This window comes from Kitasatospora sp. NPDC030952, assembly GCF_055571335.1.
In genome coordinates this window covers 304,974-326,161 of the sequence record NZ_JBVIFM010000007.1, presented here as the reverse complement: position 1 = coordinate 326,161, position 21,188 = coordinate 304,974, and the positions used below count along the sequence as shown (strand labels likewise).

The window sequence follows — 21,188 nt, the reverse complement described above, 5'->3', positions numbered from 1 at the left end:
GACGCTAGTGAGGCGGTAGGTACCTCCGGGTTCCTGACCGTGGGCTACCGTCGGGGCATGCGTGAGTACCCCGGCAGCGTCCTCCTCGCCGACTGCCCGGCTCGGCTGGCGATCGAGATCATCGCCGACAAGTGGGCGGTGGTCGTGCTGTTCGCCCTGAGCCGGAAGCCGTGCAGGCACGGCGAGTTGGTCGACCTGATCGGCGGAGTCTCGCGGAAGGTCCTGACCCAGACGCTGCGACGGTTGCAGGGGTACGGCCTGGTCGACCGCCACGCCGGGGCCGGGAGGGTCGAGTACACGCTGACGGACCTCGGCCGGACGCTGGTGAAGCCGATCGCCGTGCTGACCGAGTGGGCTCACGAGCACGGCGCGGCCGTGGTGGAGTTCCAAGAGCCCGGAGCGGACTGCTGAACTCGGACTCGTGAGTTCAGCCTGGCGGAGCCGGAGCGGTGGGGCCCAGCTCCGGCGGCGGCGACGTCCTCGACGGCCGCCGTACGTGCCGTCGGGCCGACCGTGTAGAGCACCAGGAACGGAAGGCGTGTGTTCAGCACCGTGTTCTGCAGGACGTTCAGCTCGACCGGCTCACCGACCTCGTTGGTGTAGGTCGCAATCGTGTCGCGCGGTCGCAGCACGGCCAGGTCCAGTGCGAGGTTCGCGCCGAGCGCCACCTCGGCGATGACGTCGACGCCGTCCGGGGCGATCTCGCGGATCTCGGTGACCGGGTCGCCTTCGCGGTCGTCGATCACGCCAGCCAAAGCGGCCGGGACGACGCCGCGCAGGACGGGCAACCGAGCCGGACCCCGCGTCAGGGGCCGGACCAGCGAAGCCGGGACGACACCGGCCCGGGCGCCCACGGCCCCGGCCCCCACCCGCCACGCAGCGGGCAGGCGCAGCGAACCCTCACCGCCACCACCCCACCCGGCCACCATCCGCAAAGCCACGGACAGGAAGGGCGGTGAGTTCCACCTTGACGGCCGACATTGTCACGGACCTCGGCGCGGGACGGGGTGGTGCGGCCGGTGCCGGTGACGGGGGGACGCCCGAAGGCTGAGTGACCGTCGGGGTCCGAGCCACAAGGCGTTCCGGGCCGCTTCCGCCGGGCGGTGTGTCCGAACGGGCGGTCATTCTGACGCCGTGCCAACCGCCGAGAACCCCCACCAACCCCCTTCCCACGAGCCGGAGCCAACGGCGCCGGGCCCGACACCCGACCCCGTTCGGGGGACTCGTCCTGGACGCAGGACGGCAACCTCGTCGCCTACTTCCTGGAGGCGTTCACCCACGCGCTGCAGTCGATCATCAAGGCCATCCCGAGCGTCCAGTGGAAGACCCGCACAGGACACCAGCGCCTCCTCCCGCACAATTGCGTCGTGTCGGGAGGCCGGGTCATCCCCTGTAACTGACCGGCCCGCGCACGATCCGGAAGAGTCCGTCCGGTCCGTGCGGCACCGGAGGCCGTCGTCCCACACCGGGGATGCTGTTGATTGATCCGGGCCCAGTTGCTTCGCCCCGTCGCAATGCGGCGGGGCGAAGTGCTGCCAGAGGGTCGGTTCGGGTTCGCCCATGTCACACTCGCCGCCGGCGGAGCGTCCCCAGCTCCTCGTCGGACTCCGTCATCAGCACCTGTTGAACAAGTTCTTTGCCTTCTCGAGGACTTCCTCGTAGCCGTAGCCGTAGCCCTGTTCAGTGACTGCGGATTCCAACTCACTTTCCTCCGCCTTCGACAGCTGCCGACCGAGTCGCCTCTGGATCTCCTGCACAGCGCGCCTGGACCCCTTGTCCGGCTTCACACGGTTTGCGGGCACGGAGCTGGTAGTGGAGGTCGTCGAGGCGGCCCGCGCCGCGGCTGCTGCGGTTCTTGATGCCGCGGCGGATCTCGTCGAGGACCGGCGTGCCGCGTTCGTCGCCGCGCAGGGCCAGGGCGGCGGCGGCTTCGAGGCGGGCGTCGAAGTGGGGGTCGGTGAGGTGGGCCGCCAACACGCCGCGCAGAGCAGGGGTGTCGACGGGGGAACGGGTGAGGGCGTGGAGCGCGCTGGTCCGGGTCACGGGAGCGGGGTCGTCAGCCAGGCGCAGGAGGGCGGCGAGGGCGTCGGGGCGGTCGGCCAGGAGGCCGGGGAAGGCCAGGGCGACGACGTGGCGGACGCCCGGATCGGGGTGGTCGGCGTGGGCCAGGACGGCCGGGAGCTCCTCGCGGGAGCAGTAGCCGGTGAAGGCCGCGACGACGGTGCGCAGGGCGTACGGGTCCTGCTCGGAGTCCAGCCGGGGCCGGAGGAACTCGGCGGCTTCCCGGGTGAACGGCGGCTCGTCGTCGCCGTTGTCGGGGTTGAGGCCGAAGCCGAGGAAGTTGATCGCGTCGAACGCGAAGCGCTGACGGTCGAGCGAGCCGGCCTCCCCGGTGCCTTCGACCACCGCACGCGCCCAGTCGAACCTCTCCTGGCTCTCCGGCTCGGCGATCCGGAACAGCGACGCGAACCAGTCGTCGTGCTCGGGGTCGGCATGGACCAGGGCGCGGGCCATCAGCTCGTCCGGCGTGCGGTGGACGCCGAGCTCCGCCTCCAGGTCGGTGATGACCGCCCGGTGGGCCGGTGGCGGCCCGGACCCGGACCCGGCACCGGCCCCGGGCTCCAGGGCTGCCCGGGCCACCCGCAGCGCGCGGCGGTGCGGGCTGTCGGCGCGCAGCGGGTCACGGTCGGGGGACAGCAGCGCGTTCAGAACCCGGTAGGCACCGTTCTCGGCGGCCCAGGTGACCGGGTCGACGCCGCCGGCCCAGGGGCTGATCGGGTCGACGTCCCACACGACCAGGCGGTCGACGACTTCGTGGCGCCCGGCGTACGCGGCGGCGGCCAGCAGGGCGATGCCGTCGTCACCGGTGAGTTCGTCGTTCGCCACCTCCTCCAGGAACTCGAAGGCCGTGGTGTCGTCGCCGCGCTCGATGGCGGCCAGCAGGGGAGACAGATCCACCGACCGATCATGCCCGCCACCCGGACGCCGGGGCGAACGGTTTTCCGCCCACCCCACAACCTCAAGGCCCCTGACCCCCACATCCTCGCGTTCCGACCGGGTCCGTCCGGCCGGGGCCGGGTTGAGCGAGGAGCAGTCGGCTGGGTCCGCCCGTTTCGTCGCCCTGATCCGCTGTCGGCCTACCGCCTGCGACCGTGTCCGCGCGGTCTGGTATGACTTCGCCTGGGCAATCGATGCCCCACGAGACCAGGGGGGAACCTGTGCAGAGAAGCAGGCGTACATTCCGTGCCGTATCAGCGATGGCCACGTCCGCCGCGATTGCCGTGCTGGCCACCGCGCTGACCGTCGCACCGGCGGGCGCGGCCGAATCATCTACGGCCACCACCGCCCAGACCACGGATTCGGTGTCCGGGCTCAACCTGCTCCTACGAGCGGACCCCTGGAAGACCGTCCAGACCCGGCGGGCGCCGGACGGGTCCTGGGACCGGGCCCAGGAAATCCCCCAGTTCGCCGGCCTCTGGTACTGGAGCCTGGCCGTCGACGGTGGTCGGCTCCGGATGTTCGGGGCCCAGATGGCCGGGCAGGGGTTCCACTACGTCCAGTCGGCCCAGAACCCCGACGGCACGTGGGCCCCGCTCTCCGAGATGACGGGCCTCACCGACCTTCCGCACGACCCGCAGTACGGCTGGATGGGCCGGATCACCGCGACCGAGGTCGCCGGCCGGCTTCAGGTCGCGGCGGTCGACGGCACCGGCCGGGTCGTCCACACCATGGAGCACCCGGACGGCACCTGGCAGCCGTGGGGGACGGTGAGCGCGTCCTCGGGCCTGGGCTCGGGCCAGTTCTCCAGCCTGTCCACGGCGGAGGTGAACGGTGAACTCCAGATGGTCGGCACCACGTCGGCGGGCGAAGTGCTGCACACCATCCGCCATGCCGACGGCACCTGGAGCAACTGGGGCAATGTGATGGGCGCGACCGGTACGCCCTCGCCGTGGGGCCTGCCGACGGACGTCGTCGCGGCGAGCTTCAACGGCGCCCTGCAGGTCGTGGTCACGGACAACAGCCAGGCCGGCTTCTACCACACGATCCGCAACGCCGACGGCACCTGGAACCGATGGGGGGACATCGGCTCCCAGGTCCACTTCGATCGGGCCGGCTTCCGCGGCTTCATGATGGGCAGTGTCGAAGGCGCGAATGTGGGCGGTGAGCTGCAGTTGGTCTTCGAGTCCTCCGACAACTCCGGCTCGCTCTACCACACGATCCGTCACGCCGACGGAAGTTGGGCGCAGGCCGGACTGGTCCAGCAGGCCGTTGACCTCTCGGCCTGGCGTCCGGTCCACACCGGGGCAGCCGCCGCGGGGTGACCCCGCCCCGCACCCACACCCCACCCGAATCACAGCCGCATCACAGTCGCGAACGCGACGGCACCCCGGCCCCGTCCAGGGCCGGGGTGCCGCCCGGGGGGCGGGGCGCGCACGGCAGCCGCCTCCGCCGGGAGCCGTGCCCGGCACCGGTCCCGCTGTGGTCCCCCTGCGGGCCGGACCAGGGCGGGACCGGCCGCGTCCGTCAGTACGAGGCGCTGGTGGCGCAGCGGCCGGTGTCGCCGTTGCACACGACGACGAAGGAGGTGATTCCGGCGTCCAGGAGGGTGTCGGTCCAGGCCGTGTCGCGGGGAATGTTGGTCCAGTTGCTGGAGCTCCCGCCGTTCGACTGATGGAGGACCACACTGCAGGCGGCGCCGCCGGGGGAGGTCGCGTAGCCCTGCACGTGGTCGTGCCCGCTGTAGTACGTGACCACCATGCCGCCGGCACAACCGGGGACGTTGGCCGGGTAGGTGGCGTCGGCCGAGGCCAGGCCGGTGCTGAGGCCCAGGCCGAGGGTGGTGACGGCGGCGAGGGCGCCGAGGCGGACGGCGGTGCGCTTCCTGATCATCGGATTCTCCTGGTGTTCGGTGGCTGACGATGTTCGGTGGCTGACGGTCTTCGGTGGCTGATCGGTGCGACCCATTGCCCTCGGGTCCCGTGGGGCCCGCTTCCGGGGGCGGACACCTACTCGTGGGCTACTCCGGGAAAGGGCCGCTCCCCCTCGTTCGCCCGCACAACAGGGTGCCGGTGGGCCGGCACGTTGGAGAAGGACGTTCGCCGGACGCTTCCCTGACACTTCGCCCGGCTGCGGACGCGCCCCGGGTGCCGGCTCCCCGGCCCCGGCCGTGCCCACCGCCCGCGCGGGCTCGTTGACGGAGCATGCGAACGATCACATCGGCCGCCCCCACCCGGCGCGGCCTGCTCACCACGGCGGCCGGGGCCGCCACCGGCCTCGCGCTCACCGCGACCGGACCGGCGCGGGCGGTGGAACGGCCCGACGGGCGGCCGGGACGGCGGGTCGCTGTGCTCGGCGGCGGGGTCGCCGGCCTGAGTGCGGCGCAGGAACTGGCCGAGCGCGGCTACCTGGTGACGGTCTACGAGCGCAACGAGGTGCTGGGCGGCAAGGCCCGCAGCATGGACGTGCCCGGCACCGCCCGGGGCGGCCGGCGACCGCTGCCCGGGGAACACGGCTTCCGCTTCTTCCCCGGCTTCTACCGCAACCTGCCCGACACCCTGCGCCGGATCCCCCTGCCCGCCGGTCCGGTGGGCCGCACCGTCCACGACAACCTGGTGAACGCCACCGAGGAGCTCTTCCCCCGGACCGCCGGACGACCGGCGCTGCGGCTGCCGTTCCGTACCGTGACCACTCCCCCGCTGCTCGGCGAGCTGCTGCCCGACGCGCTGCTCCAGACGCTGACGGGCCTGCTGGACACCGCCCTGCACCTGCCGGCCGGCGAGGTGGCGTACTTCGCCAACCGGCTGCTGGTCCACTTCACCAGTTGCGAACGGCGCCGCTACGAGCAATGGGAGCGCGTCCCGTGGTGGCGGTTCATCCGGGCCGGCGAGATGTCGTACGACTACCAGCGGCTGCTCGGCGTCGGCATCACCCGCAACATCGTCGCGACCAAGGCCGAGGAGGCCAGCACCCGCACCGTCGCCCGGGTCCTCCAGGCGTTCGTCTACAACGTCCTGGGTCAGGGCAGCGACGGCGAGCCGGACCGCGTCCTCAACGCCCCGACCAGCGAGGCCTGGATCGGCCCCTGGGAGGCCCGACTGCGCTCCCTCGGCGTACGGTTCGAACTCGGGGCCGAGGTCGAGGAGTTGCTGTACCGGGACGGCCGGATCACCGGCGTGCGACTGCGGCACGCGGACGCCCCCGTCGTCGCCGACCACTACCTCAGCGCGATGCCGGTCGAACACGCCCGCGCCACCTGGGGCCCCGGGCTGCGCGCCGCCGACCCGCAACTCGCGCGCTGCGACCGGCTGCGGACCGACTGGATGGTCGGCGTGCAGTTCTACCTGCGCCGTCGCACCCCGATCGTGCACGGCCACGTCGACCTGGTCGACTCGCCCTGGTCCGTCACCTGCGTCGGCCAGGCCCAGTTCTGGCCCGGCCGGGACTTCCGCCGGGACTACGGCGACGGGCAGGTGGCCGACTGCCTCTCGGCGATCGTCTCGCAGTGGGACGCCCCGGGGATCGTCTACGGCAAGCCCGCGCTCAAGTGCTCCCGCGAGGAGGTGGTGCGCGAGACCTGGGCCCAGCTCAAGGACTCCCTCAACAGCGGCGGCCGGCGCGTGCTGGACGACGCGGACCTGGTCACCTGGTTCATCGACCCGGCCGTCACCGGTCTCGGCGGTCCGGCCCCGGCCAATCGCGAGCAGTTGCTGGTCCACCCGGCGGGCACGCTGTACAACCGTCCGTCCGCCGCGACCGCCGTGCCCAATCTCTTCCTGGCCGGCGACTACGTCGCCACCGACATCGACCTGGCCACCATGGAGGGCGCCAACGAATCCGCCCGCCGAGCGGTCAACTCCCTGCTCGACGCCGACGGTTCACCGGCCCCGCGCTGCACGGTGTGGCCGCTGTACCGGCCGCCGGAGCTGGCCGCCCTCCAGCAGCAGGACGAGGACCGCTACCGCCGGGGCCTGCCGAACGCCCTCGACCTGGGCTGACGGGGCCTCGGACGCGTCCGACGCGTCCGACGCCCCGTGCACGGCCGGCCGCCCGGGCGACAGGTTTCTCAGCCCGCGTGCGTGCAGAGGTAGAGCTGTTGGCCGTCCGTCGGCACCATGCCGGGCACGTCGGTGGTCGGCACCTGGGCGCAGGCGCTCCGCACCCAGGACTGGACCTGCGCCGTCGTCGTCGCTCCCGTCGTCGCTCCCGTCGTCGTCACTCCCGCTGTCGTCGCTCCCGCCGGCTCGCCGCCACCGCCGCGCCGGTCGGCCCCGAACAGGACGTAGCGCAACTCGCCCTTGCCGACGAGCTGTTGGAACTCGGCCAGGCTCGGCGAGGGCGCCGAGCCGGTGAAGCCGCCCATCGGCAGGACCTCCTCGCCCGTCGCCAGGATGAACGGTGAGGCGACGCTCCAGCTGGAGGCGGCGAACAGGTACCGGGCGCCGTCCCGGTGGGCCTGGAGGTAGTCGAACAGGGCCTGCGCGGGCGCCGTCAGGTGCTCCGAGGAGCCGCCGAACCCGCCACCGCCACCGCCACCGCCACCGCCACCGCCACCGCCACCGCCACCGCCACCGCGGAACTGTGCGCGCAGCGCGGCCGTCGCGGCGGTGGCCCCCTTCGGCGCCGCGTGCCGTCCGCCTCCGGAGGGGCCTACGGTGCCCATGCCCGAGTTGCCGTACGCCGGGCTCAGCACCGACGTCGCCCAGGCGCCCGGCGCGAGCAGCATCGCCGCGACGCCGGCCAGCAGCGCTGCCAGTGCGAACCCCCGCCCGGTGGCACGCTGGAGCGCGACCGCCGCGAGCAGCGCCAGCGCGACGACGCCCAGACCGATCACGGTCGGCGCCAGCCACGGCAGGAAGGTCGGGAACTCCCGGGCCAGATAGGCCGACCAGGCGACCGTCCCGGCGATCGCGGCGGGAAGCGCCCACGCCCGGGCACCGCCCTCGCGGAAGCCCCGCCACAACAGGACCGTCCCCGCGCCGCCCAGGACCGCGAGGGGAGCGGCGATCACCCCCATGTAGTAGCTGTGGCCGCCGACACTGCCCGCGCTGAAGGCCAGGAAGAACGCGCCCAGCCAGGCGCCCCACAGGAGGTAGCCGGCCCGCAGCACGTCGGTGCGCGGCTCGCGCCGCCGCCAGGCCAGCCCGCACACCAGCGCGACGGCGGCGAGCGGGTAGAGCCAGCCGGTCTGCGGGGCGAACTGCGGGCCGAACATCTTCATCCAGCCGCCGTCGTTCGCGCCGCCGCCCTGACCGCCCCGACCGCCGGACCCCTGGCCCTGTCCCTGGCCCTGGGACGGACCCTGCGTGGGCGAACCCTGAGAAGTCTGATCAGCTGATGATCCCTTACCGGTCCCGGCCCCGGCCCCCGCCCCCGCACCCGCACCGGCGCCCCGGACCGCCTGCACGCTGCCCGTCTGCGCCGCGCTCATCCCCAGCGAGGCGAACCGGTTCAGGAAGTTGTAGCCGACCACCATGCTGAACGCCGAGTTGTCCGTCGTGCCGTCCACGTACGGGCGGTCCTGCGCCGGGGTCACCGTGACCGCCAGCATCCACGAGGCCGACACCGCCACCGTCACCAGCCCGGCCAGCGCGACGTGCCCGACCCGCCGCCGCAGACCGGTCGGCGCCGCGAGCAGGTACACCGCGGCGAGCGCGGGCAGCACCGTCCACGCCTCCAGCATCTTGGTCTGGAAGGCCAGCCCCACCCACACCCCGGCCAGCAGCAGCGGTCGCAGCCGCGCCGTGTGGGCGGCCCGCTGCGTCGCGTCCGCCGCGAGCAGGAGCAGCAGGGTGAAGGCGGCGTCCTCGACGGCGGTGCGGAACAGCCCCGCGGCCACCGGTGTCAGGGTGAAGGCCGCGGCCGCGAGGAGTCCCGCGTCGGCGCCCGCCCACCGCCGCACCACCCGGTACAGCACCAGGACGGACAGCACACCCTCGACCACCTGCGGCAGGGCCAGCGCCCACGGGTGGAACCCGAAGACGCGCGCCGACAGCGCCTGCGGCCACAGGAAGCCGGGCAGCTTGTCCAGCGTGATCGTGCCCGCCGGATCGAACGACCCGAACACGAACGCCTTCCAACTCTCCGTCATGCTGCGCACGGCGTCGGCGTAGAAGGTGTGGTACTGGCTGTGGTTGATGTTCCACGCGTACAGCACAGCGGCGACGGCCGCGATGGCGAGCAGCGCGGGCCGCGCGTAACCCGGCTGTCCGTCGGGCGACGTCCACGGGGTTCGGCGGCCGCGCGGCGGGGAGGACGGGGTCTCCCCGGGGGCGGTGAGGACATTGATGACCATGGTCGGCACCTTCGGACGCGACCATGAGAGATTCCTCGGGAAGCGCCCCGATTTGGGCATTTCTATACCCACGGCACACCGATCGGCCCACCCCGTCCCCTATCGTCGCCTCTCGTCCTCCCGGGGCGCACGGCGATGTCGGTGTCCGGCTCGGTCGAGTCGATGCCGGAGGGGGCGGTGGCGGCGAACCGGACGGAGACGGTGTGTTCGTCAGCTCTTGTCGGCCGTTGCGGCCTTCCGGGCCTGGGACCTGGCCACCGCGATGTAGGCCACGGCGGCGGCGACCGCCACCGGCAGGGCTGCCGTACCGATCCACGGCTTGTGGAGCAGGAGCGCCGCGTAGCCGGCGACCGCGATCGCGGTACTGCACAGATGCCGAGCGGCTTCGAGCCAGCACCGTTTGCCGGCCTGGTACGCGGTCAGGCCCAGACCGAGGATCAGAAAGCCGATCATCAACCCTATGAGCATGACCGGATCATAGGCCCGGATCCCGGCCGGCCCCACCCCCCACCGTGTTGTCGGGCACCGACGTGCATACTTACCGGACGATCAGTAGGACATAGAGGTGATGACGCGGTGAAACTGGCTGAAGCGCTCGCCCAGCGCGCGGCTGCGACGCGGCGGGTGGAGCAGTTGCGGGCGCGCGTCGTCGGCAGCGCCCGCTACCAGGAGGGCGAGGAACCGGCCGAGAACGCGGCGGAGGTCCTGGCCCAGGCCGGAGAGGTGCTGGACGAGCTGGAGCGGCTGATCCGTCGGATCAACCGGACCAACTCGACCGCCGTCATCGAGGGTGGCGGCACCCTGACCGACGCCCTCGCCCGTCGCGACGTCCTGCGGCTGCGCCACTCGGTGACCACCGCGGCGGCCGACGCCGCCTCCGGACGCGACCAGCGCGGAGCCGTACGGCAGCTGCGGTCCGAACTCAGGATCCTCTCCGCCCTGCCGGTCGCCGAGCTCCACGCCCAGGCGGACGCCCTGGCCAAGGAGATCCGCGAGGTGGACACCCTGATCCAGCGCACCAACTGGGAGATCGACCTGATCGAGGACTGACCCCACAGGCTGGGTGTGGGAAGCAGGTAGTCGCCACGGAGGCGTGCACACACCGCGGGCCGGCGGTTTATCCGGTCCTTGGTGCGCGAAGAGCAGCGCAGGGGTTCGATTCCTCACCGACACTGCAGCTCAGCACCGCGTACAAGTGACGGTGCACACCGCACAGTTCATCACCATGTGCAGATCCGGGCGGCGAGGGCGGGAACGGGGCGCCCCGCACCCGGAGCGAGGGCCGTGCACACCAGCACGGCCCTCGCTCCTTCTCCCCCGGGAGGCCCCGGGAGCCTCCGGGAGCCCCGGGAGCGCCCGGAGCGCCCGGAGGCCGCGGCTACGGGTGCTACTGCGGGGTCACGTAGGCGCCGGAGATGCCGCCGTCGACGAGGAAGGTGTTGGCGGTCATGAAGGAGGAGTCGTCGGAGGCGAGGAAGGCCACCGCGGCGGCGATCTCCTCGGGCTCGGCGAAGCGGCCCAGCGGGATGTGGACCAGGCGGCGGGCGGCCCGCTCCGGGTCCTTGGCGAAGAGCTCCTGGAGCAGCGGGGTGTTCACCGGGCCGGGGCAGAGGGCGTTGACGCGGATGCCCTCGCGGGCGAACTGCACGCCCAGTTCGCGGGACATCGCCAGCACGCCGCCCTTGGAGGCGCTGTAGGAGATCTGCGAGGTGGCCGCGCCCATCACGGCGACGAACGACGCGGTGTTGATGATCGAGCCCTTGCCCTGGCGCTGCATGTGCGGGATCGCGTACTTGCAGCACAGGTAGACGCTGGTGAGGTTGACCTCCTGGACGCGCTTCCAGGCGTCCAGGCCGGTGGTGAGGATGGAGTCGTCGTCCGGCGGGGAGATGCCCGCGTTGTTGAAGGTGATGTCGAGGCGGCCGTACTCGTCGACGGCGCGCTGGAAGAGGTCGCGCACCGCGGCCTCGTCGGTGACGTCGGCCTGGATGAACAGGCCGCCGACCTCGTTCGCGGCCTTGGCGCCGGTCTCCGGGTCGAGGTCGACGCAGACCACCTTCGCGCCCTCGGCGGCGAAGCGGCGGGCGGTCGCCAGGCCGATGCCGCTGCCGGCGCCGGTGATGACGGCCACGCGGCCGTCGAGTCGCTGGGTCATGCTGATCATTCCTCCGTGGAGATGAAGACGTTCTTGGTCTGGGTGAAGGCGTCGAGGGCGTCCGGGCCGAGCTCGCGGCCGAGTCCGGACTGCTTGAAGCCGCCGAACGGCGTGGTGTAGCGCACCGAGGAGTGCGAGTTGACGGAGAGGTTGCCGGCCTCGACGCCGCGCGAGACCCGCAGCGCGCGGCCGAGGTCCCTGGTCCAGATGGAGCCGGACAGGCCGTACTCGGTGGCGTTGGCGATGCGCACGGCGTCGTCCTCGTCGCGGAACGGGACGACGGCGACGACCGGGCCGAAGATCTCCTCGGTGTAGGCGCGGTCGTCGTGGCGCACCGGTGCGAGGACGGTCGGCGGGTACCAGAAGCCGGGCCCGTCCGGGGCGCTGCCGCGGAAGGCCGCGGCCGAGGCGTCCGGGACGTACGAGGAGACCCGCGCGCGGTGGGCGGCCGAGATCAGCGGGCCCATCTCGGTCTTCTCGTCGGCCGGGTCGCCGACCCGCACGCCGCGCACGGCCGGCTCCAGGAGCGCCATGAAGTCGTCGAACACGGAGGCCTCGACGAGGATCCGGGAGCGGGCGCAGCAGTCCTGGCCGGCGTTGTCGAAGACGGCGTAGGGCGCGGTCGCGGCGGCCTTGGCGAGGTCGGCGTCGGCGAAGACGATGTTGGCGCTCTTGCCGCCGAGTTCGAGGGTGACCGGCTTCACCTGGGCGGCGCAGCCCGCCATGATCTCCTTGCCGACCCGGGTCGAGCCGGTGAAGACCACCTTGCGCACGTCGGGGTGGGTGACGAAGCGCTGTCCGACGACCGGGCCGCGGCCGGGCAGGACCTGGAGCACGCCCTCGGGAATCCCGGCCGCCAGGGCGAGTTCGGCCAGGCGCAGCGCGGTGAGCGGGGTGAGTTCGGCCGGTTTGACGATGACGGTGTTGCCGGCGGCGAGCGCCGGGGCGAGGGCCCAGGCGGCGATCGGCATGGGGAAGTTCCAGGGCACGATGACCCCGACGACGCCGATCGGTTCCTGGAAGGTGACGTCGATGCCGCCGGCGACGGGGATCTGGCGGCCGAACAGGCGCTCGGGGGCGGCGGCGTAGTACTCGATGACGTCCCGCGCGTTGCCCGCCTCCCAGCGGGCGTTGCCGATGGTGTGCCCGGCGTTGGCGACCTCCAGGGCGGCGAGGTGCTCGCGGTCGGCGTCGACGGCGGCGGCGAAGGCGCGCAGCAGCCGGGCACGGTCGGCGGGGGCCACCCGGCGCCAGGTGTCGAAGGCGGCGCGGGCCCGGGCGACGGCGGCGTCGGTCTCGGCGAGGCCGGCCAGTTCGACGGTGGTGATCACCTCCTCGGTGGCGGGGTTGACGACCTCGAAGAGGTCCGGTTCGGTCATCGGGCGGTCTCCCTCTGGCTGACGTACTGGTCGGCGGACTGGCTGACGGAGTGGCTGACGTACTGGCTGGCGGTGACGGACTGGTCGGCGGTGATGAGCGCGGCGGCGATGAGCGCGTGGAACAGGCGCAGGTCGTCGGGGTCGGTCTCCGGGTGCCACTGGACGCCCAGGGCGAAGCGGTGGCCGGCCAGTTCGAGCGCCTCGACGGTGCCGTCGGCGCTGTGCGCGGTGGCCCGCAGGCCGGTGCCGATCCGGTCGACGGCCTGGTGGTGGTAGCAGGAGACCTCGGTGGCGGGCCCCAGGACGGCGGCGAGCCGGCTGCCGTCCGCCACGGCGACCCGGTGTCGGACGTAGCGGGCGGGGGCGATCTGGTGGCTGTCGTCGGGCAGGTGCTGGAGGAGGGTCCCGCCGAGTTCGACGTTGAGCAGCTGCATACCGCGGCAGACGCCGAGCAGCGGGAGGTCCCGGGCGAGGGCGGCGCCGAGCAGCCGGCTCTCCCAGTCGTCGCGGGCGTGGTGGGGCGGGCCGGTGCGCGGGTGGGGGGCCGCCGCGTAGCGGGCCGGGTCGACGTCCGGTCCGCCGGCGAGGACGAGACCGTCCAGGGCGTCGAGCAGGTGGCCGGCCGCGCCGGGCTGGGGCGGCAGCAGCACCGGGGTGCCGCCCGCGCGGACGACGGCGTCGACGTACGTCTGGGGCACGAGGGAGGCGCGCTGGTTCCAGACGGACCAGGCGGCGTCGTCCTGGTAGCTGCTGATGCCGATCAGCGGTCGGCGATCCTCGCGGGTCACAGCCGCTCGAATCCGCGGCGCCGCTCCCAGTCGGTCACCGCCCTTTGGTAGGAGGCGAGTTCGGTGCGTCCGGCGTGGGTGTAGTGCCGGACGACGTCCTTGCCGAAGGCCTCGGTGGCGACGGCGCTGCGTTCGAAGGCGTCGACCGCGTCGCGCAGGGTGGCGGGCACCCGGGGCGCGTCGGAGGCGTAGGCGTTGCCGGTGAACTCCGGCTGGAGTTCGAGCTGTTGCTCGACGCCGTGCAGTCCGGCGGCGATCAGGGCGGCGACCGCGAGGTAGGGGTTGACGTCGCCACCGGGGACGCGGTTCTCGAAGCGCAGCGACGGGCCGTGGCCGACCACGCGCAGGGCGCAGGTGCGGTTGTCGCGGCCCCAGGCGATGGCGGTGGGAGCGAAGCTGCCGGGGACGTAGCGCTTGTAGGAGTTGACGGTAGGGGCGAACAGCAGGGCGAAGTCGGCGAGGCAGGCGAGCTGGCCGGCGAGGAAGTGCTCCATGGTGCGGGAGAAGCCGTGCGGGCGGTCGCCGGCGAACACCGGGGCGCCCTGTTCGTCGCGCAGGCTCAGGTGGATGTGGCAGGAGTTGCCCTCGCGTTCGTCGTACTTCGCCATGAACGTGAGGCTGCAGCCCTCCTGGACGGCGATCTCCTTGGCGCCGGTCTTGTAGACGGCGTGGTTGTCGCAGGTGGTGAGGGCGTCGGCGTACTTGAAGGCGATCTCGTGCTGGCCGAGGTTGCACTCGCCCTTGGCGGACTCCACGGTCAGGCCGGCGCCGGCCATGCCGTTGCGCAGGCGGCGCAGCAGCGGCTCGATGCGCCCGGTGCCGAGGATGGAGTAGTCGACGTTGTACTGGTTGGCCGGGGTGAGCCGGGCGTAGTCCTTGTCCCAGGCCTGTTCGTAGCTGTCCCGGAAGACGATGAACTCCAGCTCGGTGGCGGCCTGGGCCTGCCACCCGTAGCCGGCCAGACGGTCGAGCTGGCGCTGGAGGACCTGGCGCGGGGAGACGGCGACCGGGGTGCCGTCGTGGTGGACGACGTCGCACTGGACCATGACGGTGGCGGGGTGCCAGGGGATGGACCGCAGGGTGGCGAGGTCGGGGCGCAGCGTCAGGTCGCCGTAGCCGTTCTCCCAGGAGGAGACCTCGTACCCGTCGACGGTGTTCATGTCGACGTCGACGGCCAGCAGGTAGCCGCAGCCCTCGGCGGCGCCGGGCACGACGTCGTCGAGGAAGTACTCGGCGGCGACGCGTTTGCCCTGGAGGCGCCCCTGCATGTCGGTCATGGCGAGCACGACGGTGTCGACGGACCCGTCGGCGACGCGGGTGCGCAGTTCGTCGAGGGTGAGCCGGGGGGTGGTCATCGGGTCTCCGGTTCGGTGTCTGGCGCGGACGGTACGGGCGGTACGGGCGTCGCGGGCGACGCGGGCGACGCGGGCGGTACGAGCAGTACGGGGGGTACGGGCGGTACGGACGGCGCGGACAGCTCGGCGCCGAGGTGGGGCTCGGCGCCGAGGTGGGACTCGCCGCCGAGGTGCGGCCCCGTGAACCAGTGCCGGGCGGAGGCCAGCCACCACACGCCGGCGAAGCCGACGACCACGGCCACGGCGACCGGGGTGTAGTTGAAGCTCTCGGCGGTGATCGGGCTGGCGGTGGGCAGCATGAACAGAACGGTGATCACCGCCGTCCAGCCGACGGCGACGACGCCGATCGGCCGGCTCCAGCGGCCCAGGTGCCAGGGGCCGCGCGGGAAGTCCTCGCCCTGGCGCAGCCGCAGGTACACCGGGATGACGTAGGAGATGTAGAGGCCGATGACGGAGATCGAGGTCACGGCCGTGTAGGCGGTGTTGTTCCAGAGCGCGGGCAGTCCGAGCAGCAGGGCGCCACCGGTGGCCAGCCAGACCGCGTTGGTCGGCGTCCGGGTGCGCGGGGAGATGCGGTGCCAGAGGCGGGAGCCGGGCAGCGCGCCGTCGCGGGAGAAGGCGTAGATCATGCGCGAGTTGGCGGTGACGGAGGCCATGCCGCAGAAGAACTGGGCGCCGATGACGATGAGCAGCAGGAACTGGGCGCCGCCGGAGCCGATCGCGTCGATGAAGATCTGCGCGGGCGGGACCTGGGTGTCGCTGTTGAGCGCGCCGTCGTAGTCGCGGATCGCGAAGGTGATGCCGAGCAGCAGGATCCAGCCCGCCACCAGGGAGACGGTGATGGCGTTGACGATGCCGCGCGGACCGGAGCGGGCGGCGTCCTGGGTCTCCTCGGTCATGTGCGCGGAGGCGTCGTAGCCGGTGAGGGTGTACTGGGCCATCAGCAGGCCGAGCATCGCGACGTAGAACTGGCTGTGGAAGCCCGTCCGGTTGACGAACTCGGTGAGGACGAAGGAGACGGAGGCGTGCCGCTCGGGGAGCAGCGCGAGCGCGCCGACGATGATCGCGACGCCGATCAGGTGCCACCACACGGACACGCTGTTGAGGACGGCGACCAGCCGCACCCCGAAGGTGTTGAGCAGGCCGTGCACCAGCAGGATGGCCGCGAAGATCTCCATGGTGTGCGCGGGGGTGGCCGCGACGCCGAAGCGCAGCTCCAGGAACGCGTTGGTGAAGAAGGCGGCGCCGTAGTCGACGCTGGCGGTCACCGCGACCTGGCCCAGGAAGTTGAACCAGCCGGTGAACCAGCTCCAGGCCGGGCCGCGGCTACGACTGCGGGTGAGCTTGGCGGACCAGTAGTAGAGCCCGCCGGCCGTCGGGTAGCTGGAGCAGATCTCGGCCATCGCGAGGCCGACGCAGAGCGTCAGCAGGCCCACCACCGGCCAGCCCCAGATGATCAGGGCCGGGCCGCCGGTCTTCATCCCCGTCCCGTAGAGGGTCAGGCAGCCGGACAGGATCGAGACGATGGAGAACGAGACGGCGAAGTTGGAGAAGCCCGACATCGAGCGGGCCAGCTCCTGGGTGTAGCCCAGCTCGCGGAGGCGTTGTTCGTCGGCGGAAACCGGGGAGGAGTCCACCGGAAACACGACGGAGCCAGGGTGGTCGGGTGAGCGTGCGTCGGTCATGGGCACCCCTGGGGGTTGAGGGTGTGCCGGGGTGCGCGCGGTCACGGCGGCGTGGCGCACCCGCCCCGGCGGGTTCGACGGTCGAACGGCTCTTCGGAACAGCTCTTCGGACAGCTCTTCAATGGTCTAAAGTCAGACCATTGGGTGGGTGAGCAGCATCGTTCCGGCTGGACGGTGGCCACGTCAAGGGCAGGACGGGAATGAGTGCGGGATATCCGTTCACAGGTACGATTCCGGCGTGGACGTGGACGTGGACGTAGCACGTGAGCAGGCACGGCTCGACTGGGAGGCCGGGGCGATCTTCCGCCCGATCCGGACCGGCAACGCCTTCGAGGAGACCGTCGAGCGGCTGCTCCAGGCGATCAAGCTCGGCGTCTTCGGCCCCGGCGACCGGCTGCCCGCCGAACGCGACCTCGCCGCCCGGCTCGGCGTCAGCCGCGAGACCCTGCGCGAGGCGCTCCGAACCCTCCAGCAGGCCGACTGCGTCGAGCCCCGCCGCGGCCGCTACGGCGGCACCTTCGTCACCTACCGGATGCCCGAACCGGACGTCGCCGATCTTCGCCGCGCCGCCCGCGACCTCGGCGGCGCACTGGAGGACGCGCTGACCTACCGGCAGGTCCTGGAGGTCGGCGCCGCCGAGGCCGCCGCCCGACGCCCCCTCTCCCCCGAACAGCGCGCCCACCTGCAGGACCGGCTGACCGAACTGGACGGGGCCCCGGCGGAGCAGTACCGCCAACTGGACTCGCGCTTCCACCTCGCCATCGGCGAACTCACCGGCTCCCCCGCCCTCGCCGCGGCCATCGCCGAGGCCAGGATGCGCCTCAACGACCTGCTGAACGCGATCCCCATGCTGGACCGCAACATCGAGCACGCCGCCGAACAGCACCGCGCCATGGTCCGGGCGATCCTCGCCCGCGACGGCGACGCCGCCCGCCGCGCCACCGAGGAACACCTCGCCGCCACGGCCTCCCTACTGCGCGGCTTCCTGGCCTGACACCCCCAGAAGCGCGTTACTGGCCGCAGGTCAGGTCCCTGGCGGGCAGTCGGCCCGTGGTCAGGTACCGCGTGACGGCCGCGTCCGCGCAGGACGGGCCGTTCACCACCACGCCGTGGCCCTCACCGCCGGCCACCGTGACCATCCGCGAACCGTGCAGCGCCCGGCGCATGCCCTGCGCCATGGCCAGTGGCGTCCGCGGGTCCCACTGGTTCTGCACGATCAGCGCGTCGACGTCGTTGTTCACCACGGTGGCCGGTTCGCCGGCCGACGACTTCCAGAACGCGCACGGCTGGACGTTGGCCCCCAGGTCGCCGGCCAGCGGGTACGTGGCCCGGTCCCGGATCGCGTCCCGGCGGTACTGCTCGGGATCGCGCGGCCAGCTGCGGGCGTCGCCGCAGGAGACGGCCCACGCGACGGCGACCGGATTGTCCGCCGGAACGTCCGCGGTGAACGCCCCGGCCGCCGTGCCGGCGCCGGACACCGCGGGTCCGGCCGATCCGGCCGTCCCGGGCGCTGACGGTGCCGATGTCGCAGCGGTCGCCGTGGCCGGGGCGGGCGCTCCGCCCGCGGCCGCCGCCTTCAGCGCGACGATCCACGGGGTCACGGTCTCGACGTGGACGAACTCGGCGTACTCGGAACGGATCGCGCCGCCGTCGAGCGCCCCGCCCTCCACCGGGACGGGAGTGCGGTCCGCGCGGGCGATGAGCTCCCAGTACGTCCTGCGGACCTGCGCCGGAGTCGGGCCCAGCCCGTACGTGGCGTCGCGCGCGGCGGCCCACTCGGTCCACCGGGTGAAGGCGAGTTCGGCCCCCACCGCCCACCCCCGGAAGGATCCTCGCCACGCGAGCGCGGGGTCGAGCGCGCTGTCGAGCACGAACCGGTCCGAGCGCTGGGGGAACATCTGCGTGTAGACGGCGCCCAGATAGGTGCCGTACGAGTGCCCGAAGTAGGAGATCCTCCGCTCCCCGAGTGCCGCCCGCAGGACGTCCATGTCCCGTGCCGTGTTGCGGGTGGTGATGTGCGGCAGCAGGTCCCCCGCCTTGGCCCAGCACTTGTCGGCCACCGACCGGGCCCGGGCCACGTCCTTCGCGAAGGTCCGCGCGCTGTAGGGGTGGAGGACGGTCTGCTCGTCGCCCGTCAGGTCGCAGCCGATCGGCGAGCTCTGCCCGACTCCGCGCGGGTCGAAGCCGATCAGGTCGAATCGTTCGCGCACCTGCGCCGGGAGCAGCGGCTCCATCTCCACGGGCATGGTCAGTCCCGGACCGCCCGGCCCCCCGGGGTTCATCAGCAGCACGCCGTGCCGCTCCTTCGGGTTGCTCGCCGCGACCCGCGACACCGCGAGGTCGATCGTGCGGCCCCCGGGGTCGCCGTAGTCCAGCGGCACCTTGACCTTCGCGCACTCGAACGCGGCCGGCCGGCCCGCGTCGCAGCGCTCCCAGCGGAGTTCCTGCTGCGCGTACCGCTGGAGCGGATCCCCCGCCGCGAACGCCGTCGCGGGGGTGAGCGCCGCCATCACGCTGGTCAGCGCGCCGACCGTCAGCGCGGAGATCGTTCGTCCGTCTCGCAGAACCATGCCAGTCCTCTGTGCATCAAGGGTCTCGGATTGCCTCCAGTCTCCGTATCGCCACCTCCGTCCCTCGTCCGACGCCGGGATGGGCTCCCGGTCCGACCGGAGGTTGAGGCCGACGCGCCGACCTGCGACCTGACTCCTATGCCCGGCCGTTCACCGCTCAGGGTCGACGACCGATCAGCTGACCGCCGACGACCGCGTCGTGGGCACCCCGACCTGCGGCGCGGCAACGGCGCGCACCGCGCGGGCCCGTCGGAGCACTCGGCTCGGCGCCCCCGCTCTCCCGGGTTCACCGGACGGACGGGCGACTTCCCCGACCCCTAGGGGTCGGGGGGCGAAACCCGGTGATCGCCCTGAGCCGCGTCGGGCGCGCGGGCAGCGAGATCGCCCGCCCCGCACACCGGAGCGCCGGGCCGTCCACGCGGCATGGGCCTTTCGGTGCGCGGTCATACACGCGGTGATGCCTGCACCCCGGGGGGGCCGTGCGGGTCAGCACCGTCTCCGGCGTGCGGTGCGTCGGCCCGCCGGGATGCCGGGCCGGCACGCGGGCGGCTGGTCCGGGCATGCCGACGGGTTCGGGACCGCCGGCCTTCTCTGGCACCGCAGTTGACGGGACGGGCAGCCTGCGGCCGCTGCCGTCAGAGCGCCAGGGGGCCGTCCGGGCCGAGGGCGAGGTGGGTGAAGCGGGTGGCGATGAGGCGGTGGGCTTCCGGGGAGGGGTGGAGGGCGTCGGGGAGGGGGTGGGTGTCGTGGTCGGTCTCGCCGTAGAGGGTGAGGCCGTCGAGGTAGTGGAGGTTGGGGTCGCCGTCGGCGGTGCGGGCTTCGACGATGCGGGCGAGTTCGGCGCGGATCACCGTGAGGGTGAGGCGGCCGGGGGCGGGGTCGCCGGTGGCTCGGAAGCGGAGGGTGCCGCTGGTGAAGTCGGGGGCGAGGGGGCCGGGGGTGTGTTCCTGGATGGGGCAGAGGAGGGGGGAGACGACCAGAAGCGGGGTGGTGGGGTGGCCGTCGCGGATGGTGTCGAGGAAGCCGTGGACGGCCGGGGTGAAGGCGCGCAGGCGCATCAGGTCGGCGTTGACGAGGTTGATGCCGAGCTTGAGGCTGATCAGGTCGGCGGGGGTGTCGCGGATGGCGCGGGCGGTGAAGGGGTCGAGCAGGGCGCCGCCGCCGAAGCCGAGGTTGGTGAGGTCGAGGCCGGCGGCGAGGGCCGCGAGGGCGGGCCAGGTGCCGGTGGGGTGGGTGGCGTTGGAGCCGTGGCTGATCGAACTGCCGTGGTGCAGCCAGCGGTTGCGGGTGGCGGCGGGTACGGGGGTGAGGGGCGCGTCGGAGTCGACGGCGATGAGTTGGGTCGTCTCGGTGTGCGGGAGCCAGATCTCGACGGTCTTGTCGTGCGCGGGCAGGCCGGTGAAGTGGGCGGTGCCGGGCGGGCCTTCGGTGAGGGTGGTGCGGCCGGTGGTGAGGTCGACGGTACGCAGGTTGCCGCCGGGGACGGTGGCCTGGGCCTGCGGTCGGCCGTCGACGAGGAGGTCGTAGACGCCGTCGGGCAGGCTGGGCACGCCCGGATAGGCGCGCTTGGTGGGGACGGTGTGGAGGGCCAGCGTGGTGGCGCGGGTGCGGAAGGCCAGGCGGACGCCGGAGGGCTGCGACTGGGCCATCGCCAGCTGTTCGTCGGGGATCTGGCGGCGGGCGCGGGCGGGCAGCCGGTGCGGGAGCAGGCCGCGGCCGGTGTGCTCGACGTCCAGGTGGCCGTGCAGGAGGGACTCGGTGACGGGCGTGGTGATCACGGTGCCTCTTCGTTCGGTGGTACGGAGGCGCGAAGCGCAGAGGTGGGGAGTGCGGAGGCATGGAATGGCCACCTCCTCCCTTTTTCCTAGTATAACTATGAGGTTGCCTAGATACTTTAGGCAAATAGTTGAGATGCATAGGGAGCGCTCAGGCCGCCAGGCAGGTCGGCGAAAGGGTGTGGCGCG

17 protein-coding genes are annotated in these 21,188 nt (G+C 72.7%); 5 read left to right on the top strand and 12 right to left on the bottom strand.

The window, feature by feature from the left end:
* Positions 1-57 precede the first annotated feature (57 nt).
* Complete coding sequence (locus tag ACZ47G_RS16460) at positions 58-411, top strand: winged helix-turn-helix transcriptional regulator (RefSeq protein WP_465743140.1); 354 nt, start codon at positions 58-60, stop codon at positions 409-411.
* On the opposite strand, the gene ACZ47G_RS16455 is transcribed toward ACZ47G_RS16460, so the two are convergent.
* Both ACZ47G_RS16455 and ACZ47G_RS16450 read right to left on the bottom strand, forming a co-directional pair.
* Positions 357-746, bottom strand: coding sequence for a hypothetical protein (locus ACZ47G_RS16455; RefSeq protein WP_465743138.1), 390 nt, complete (start codon positions 744-746; stop codon positions 357-359). The two genes, ACZ47G_RS16460 and ACZ47G_RS16455, sit on opposite strands and share 55 nt — an antisense overlap.
* Before the next feature lie 955 nt (positions 747-1,701).
* Complete coding sequence (locus ACZ47G_RS16450; protein WP_465743136.1) at positions 1,702-2,958, bottom strand: HEAT repeat domain-containing protein; 1,257 nt, start codon at positions 2,956-2,958, stop codon at positions 1,702-1,704.
* A 299-nt stretch (positions 2,959-3,257) separates the two neighbouring features.
* On the opposite strand from ACZ47G_RS16450, the gene ACZ47G_RS16445 reads away from it, so the two are divergent.
* On the top strand, positions 3,258-4,322 hold the full coding sequence (locus ACZ47G_RS16445; protein ID WP_465743134.1) for a hypothetical protein: 1,065 nt from the start codon (positions 3,258-3,260) through the stop codon (positions 4,320-4,322).
* A gap of 202 nt (positions 4,323-4,524) precedes the next feature.
* Here ACZ47G_RS16445 and ACZ47G_RS16440 read toward each other — a convergent pair whose 3' ends face one another.
* On the bottom strand, positions 4,525-4,890 hold the full coding sequence (locus ACZ47G_RS16440; protein ID WP_465743132.1) for a hypothetical protein: 366 nt from the start codon (positions 4,888-4,890) through the stop codon (positions 4,525-4,527).
* Positions 4,891-5,201: 311 nt separating this feature from the next.
* On the opposite strand from ACZ47G_RS16440, the gene ACZ47G_RS16435 reads away from it, so the two are divergent.
* Positions 5,202-6,995 carry a hydroxysqualene dehydroxylase gene (locus ACZ47G_RS16435; protein ID WP_465743130.1) on the top strand — a complete coding sequence of 598 codons (1,794 nt, stop codon included), beginning with the start codon at positions 5,202-5,204 and terminating at the stop codon, positions 6,993-6,995.
* Positions 6,996-7,063: 68 nt separating this feature from the next.
* On the opposite strand, the gene ACZ47G_RS16430 is transcribed toward ACZ47G_RS16435, so the two are convergent.
* Positions 7,064-9,292 carry an ArnT family glycosyltransferase gene (locus tag ACZ47G_RS16430; protein ID WP_465743128.1) on the bottom strand — a complete coding sequence of 743 codons (2,229 nt, stop codon included), beginning with the start codon at positions 9,290-9,292 and terminating at the stop codon, positions 7,064-7,066.
* A gap of 210 nt (positions 9,293-9,502) precedes the next feature.
* Complete coding sequence (locus ACZ47G_RS16425) at positions 9,503-9,760, bottom strand: hypothetical protein (protein ID WP_465743126.1); 258 nt, start codon at positions 9,758-9,760, stop codon at positions 9,503-9,505.
* A gap of 108 nt (positions 9,761-9,868) precedes the next feature.
* Here ACZ47G_RS16425 and ACZ47G_RS16420 point away from each other — a divergent pair, with 108 nt between their 5' ends.
* Positions 9,869-10,342, top strand: coding sequence for a DIP1984 family protein (locus ACZ47G_RS16420; protein WP_465743124.1), 474 nt, complete (start codon positions 9,869-9,871; stop codon positions 10,340-10,342).
* Positions 10,343-10,679: 337 nt separating this feature from the next.
* On the opposite strand, the gene ACZ47G_RS16415 is transcribed toward ACZ47G_RS16420, so the two are convergent.
* Genes ACZ47G_RS16415 through ACZ47G_RS16395 form a run of 5 tightly spaced genes read right to left on the bottom strand, consistent with a single transcriptional unit; the run spans position 10,680 to position 16,531 of the window.
* Positions 10,680-11,456: a 3-oxoacyl-ACP reductase gene (locus ACZ47G_RS16415; protein WP_229928387.1), complete on the bottom strand. Its 777-nt coding sequence runs from the start codon at positions 11,454-11,456 to the stop codon at positions 10,680-10,682.
* Entirely contained in the window at positions 11,453-12,826 is a 1,374-nt protein-coding gene (locus ACZ47G_RS16410; protein WP_465743121.1) for an aldehyde dehydrogenase family protein, read from the bottom strand. Before ACZ47G_RS16410 ends, ACZ47G_RS16415 begins: the two co-directional genes overlap by 4 nt.
* Positions 12,823-13,614: a gamma-glutamyl-gamma-aminobutyrate hydrolase family protein gene (locus ACZ47G_RS16405; RefSeq protein WP_465743119.1), complete on the bottom strand. Its 792-nt coding sequence runs from the start codon at positions 13,612-13,614 to the stop codon at positions 12,823-12,825. Before ACZ47G_RS16405 ends, ACZ47G_RS16410 begins: the two co-directional genes overlap by 4 nt.
* Positions 13,611-14,969 (bottom strand): glutamine synthetase family protein, encoded by a 1,359-nt coding sequence (locus tag ACZ47G_RS16400; protein ID WP_465743117.1) that lies wholly within the window; start codon positions 14,967-14,969, stop codon positions 13,611-13,613. Before ACZ47G_RS16400 ends, ACZ47G_RS16405 begins: the two co-directional genes overlap by 4 nt.
* The gene (locus ACZ47G_RS16395) at positions 14,966-16,531 is read right to left on the bottom strand and encodes an amino acid permease (protein ID WP_465743176.1); all 1,566 of its coding nucleotides are present in this window, start codon (positions 16,529-16,531) and stop codon (positions 14,966-14,968) included. Before ACZ47G_RS16395 ends, ACZ47G_RS16400 begins: the two co-directional genes overlap by 4 nt.
* Positions 16,532-16,892: 361 nt before the next feature.
* Between ACZ47G_RS16395 and ACZ47G_RS16390 the strand changes: the two genes are divergently transcribed.
* Positions 16,893-17,648: a FadR/GntR family transcriptional regulator gene (locus ACZ47G_RS16390; protein ID WP_465743115.1), complete on the top strand. Its 756-nt coding sequence runs from the start codon at positions 16,893-16,895 to the stop codon at positions 17,646-17,648.
* 16 nt (positions 17,649-17,664) lie between these two features.
* Here ACZ47G_RS16390 and ACZ47G_RS16385 read toward each other — a convergent pair whose 3' ends face one another.
* Positions 17,665-19,224: an alpha/beta hydrolase gene (locus ACZ47G_RS16385; protein ID WP_465743113.1), complete on the bottom strand. Its 1,560-nt coding sequence runs from the start codon at positions 19,222-19,224 to the stop codon at positions 17,665-17,667.
* 635 nt (positions 19,225-19,859) lie between these two features.
* A complete protein-coding gene (locus ACZ47G_RS16380; protein WP_465743111.1) occupies positions 19,860-21,002 on the bottom strand; it encodes a GDSL-type esterase/lipase family protein in 1,143 nt (380 codons plus the stop codon).
* Positions 21,003-21,188: the final 186 nt, after the last annotated feature.

Bases quoted from the DNA above. Each gene is read 5' to 3' on its own strand.
- ACZ47G_RS16460 (WP_465743140.1), top strand. From the start codon at position 58: ATGCGTGAGTACCCCGGCAGCGTCCTCCTCGCCGACTGCCCGGCTCGG.
- ACZ47G_RS16445 (WP_465743134.1), top strand. From the start codon at position 3,258: ATGGCCACGTCCGCCGCGATTGCCGTGCTGGCCACCGCGCTGACCGTC.
- ACZ47G_RS16440 (WP_465743132.1), bottom strand. From the start codon at position 4,890: ATGATCAGGAAGCGCACCGCCGTCCGCCTCGGCGCCCTCGCCGCCGTC.
- ACZ47G_RS16435 (WP_465743130.1), top strand. From the start codon at position 5,202: ATGCGAACGATCACATCGGCCGCCCCCACCCGGCGCGGCCTGCTCACC.
- ACZ47G_RS16430 (WP_465743128.1), bottom strand. From the start codon at position 9,292: ATGGTCATCAATGTCCTCACCGCCCCCGGGGAGACCCCGTCCTCCCCG.
- ACZ47G_RS16425 (WP_465743126.1), bottom strand. From the start codon at position 9,760: ATGCTCATAGGGTTGATGATCGGCTTTCTGATCCTCGGTCTGGGCCTG.
- ACZ47G_RS16415 (WP_229928387.1), bottom strand. From the start codon at position 11,456: ATGATCAGCATGACCCAGCGACTCGACGGCCGCGTGGCCGTCATCACC.
- ACZ47G_RS16410 (WP_465743121.1), bottom strand. From the start codon at position 12,826: ATGACCGAACCGGACCTCTTCGAGGTCGTCAACCCCGCCACCGAGGAG.
- ACZ47G_RS16400 (WP_465743117.1), bottom strand. From the start codon at position 14,969: ATGACCACCCCCCGGCTCACCCTCGACGAACTGCGCACCCGCGTCGCC.
- ACZ47G_RS16395 (WP_465743176.1), bottom strand. From the start codon at position 16,531: ATGTCGGGCTTCTCCAACTTCGCCGTCTCGTTCTCCATCGTCTCGATC.
- ACZ47G_RS16385 (WP_465743113.1), bottom strand. From the start codon at position 19,224: ATGGTTCTGCGAGACGGACGAACGATCTCCGCGCTGACGGTCGGCGCG.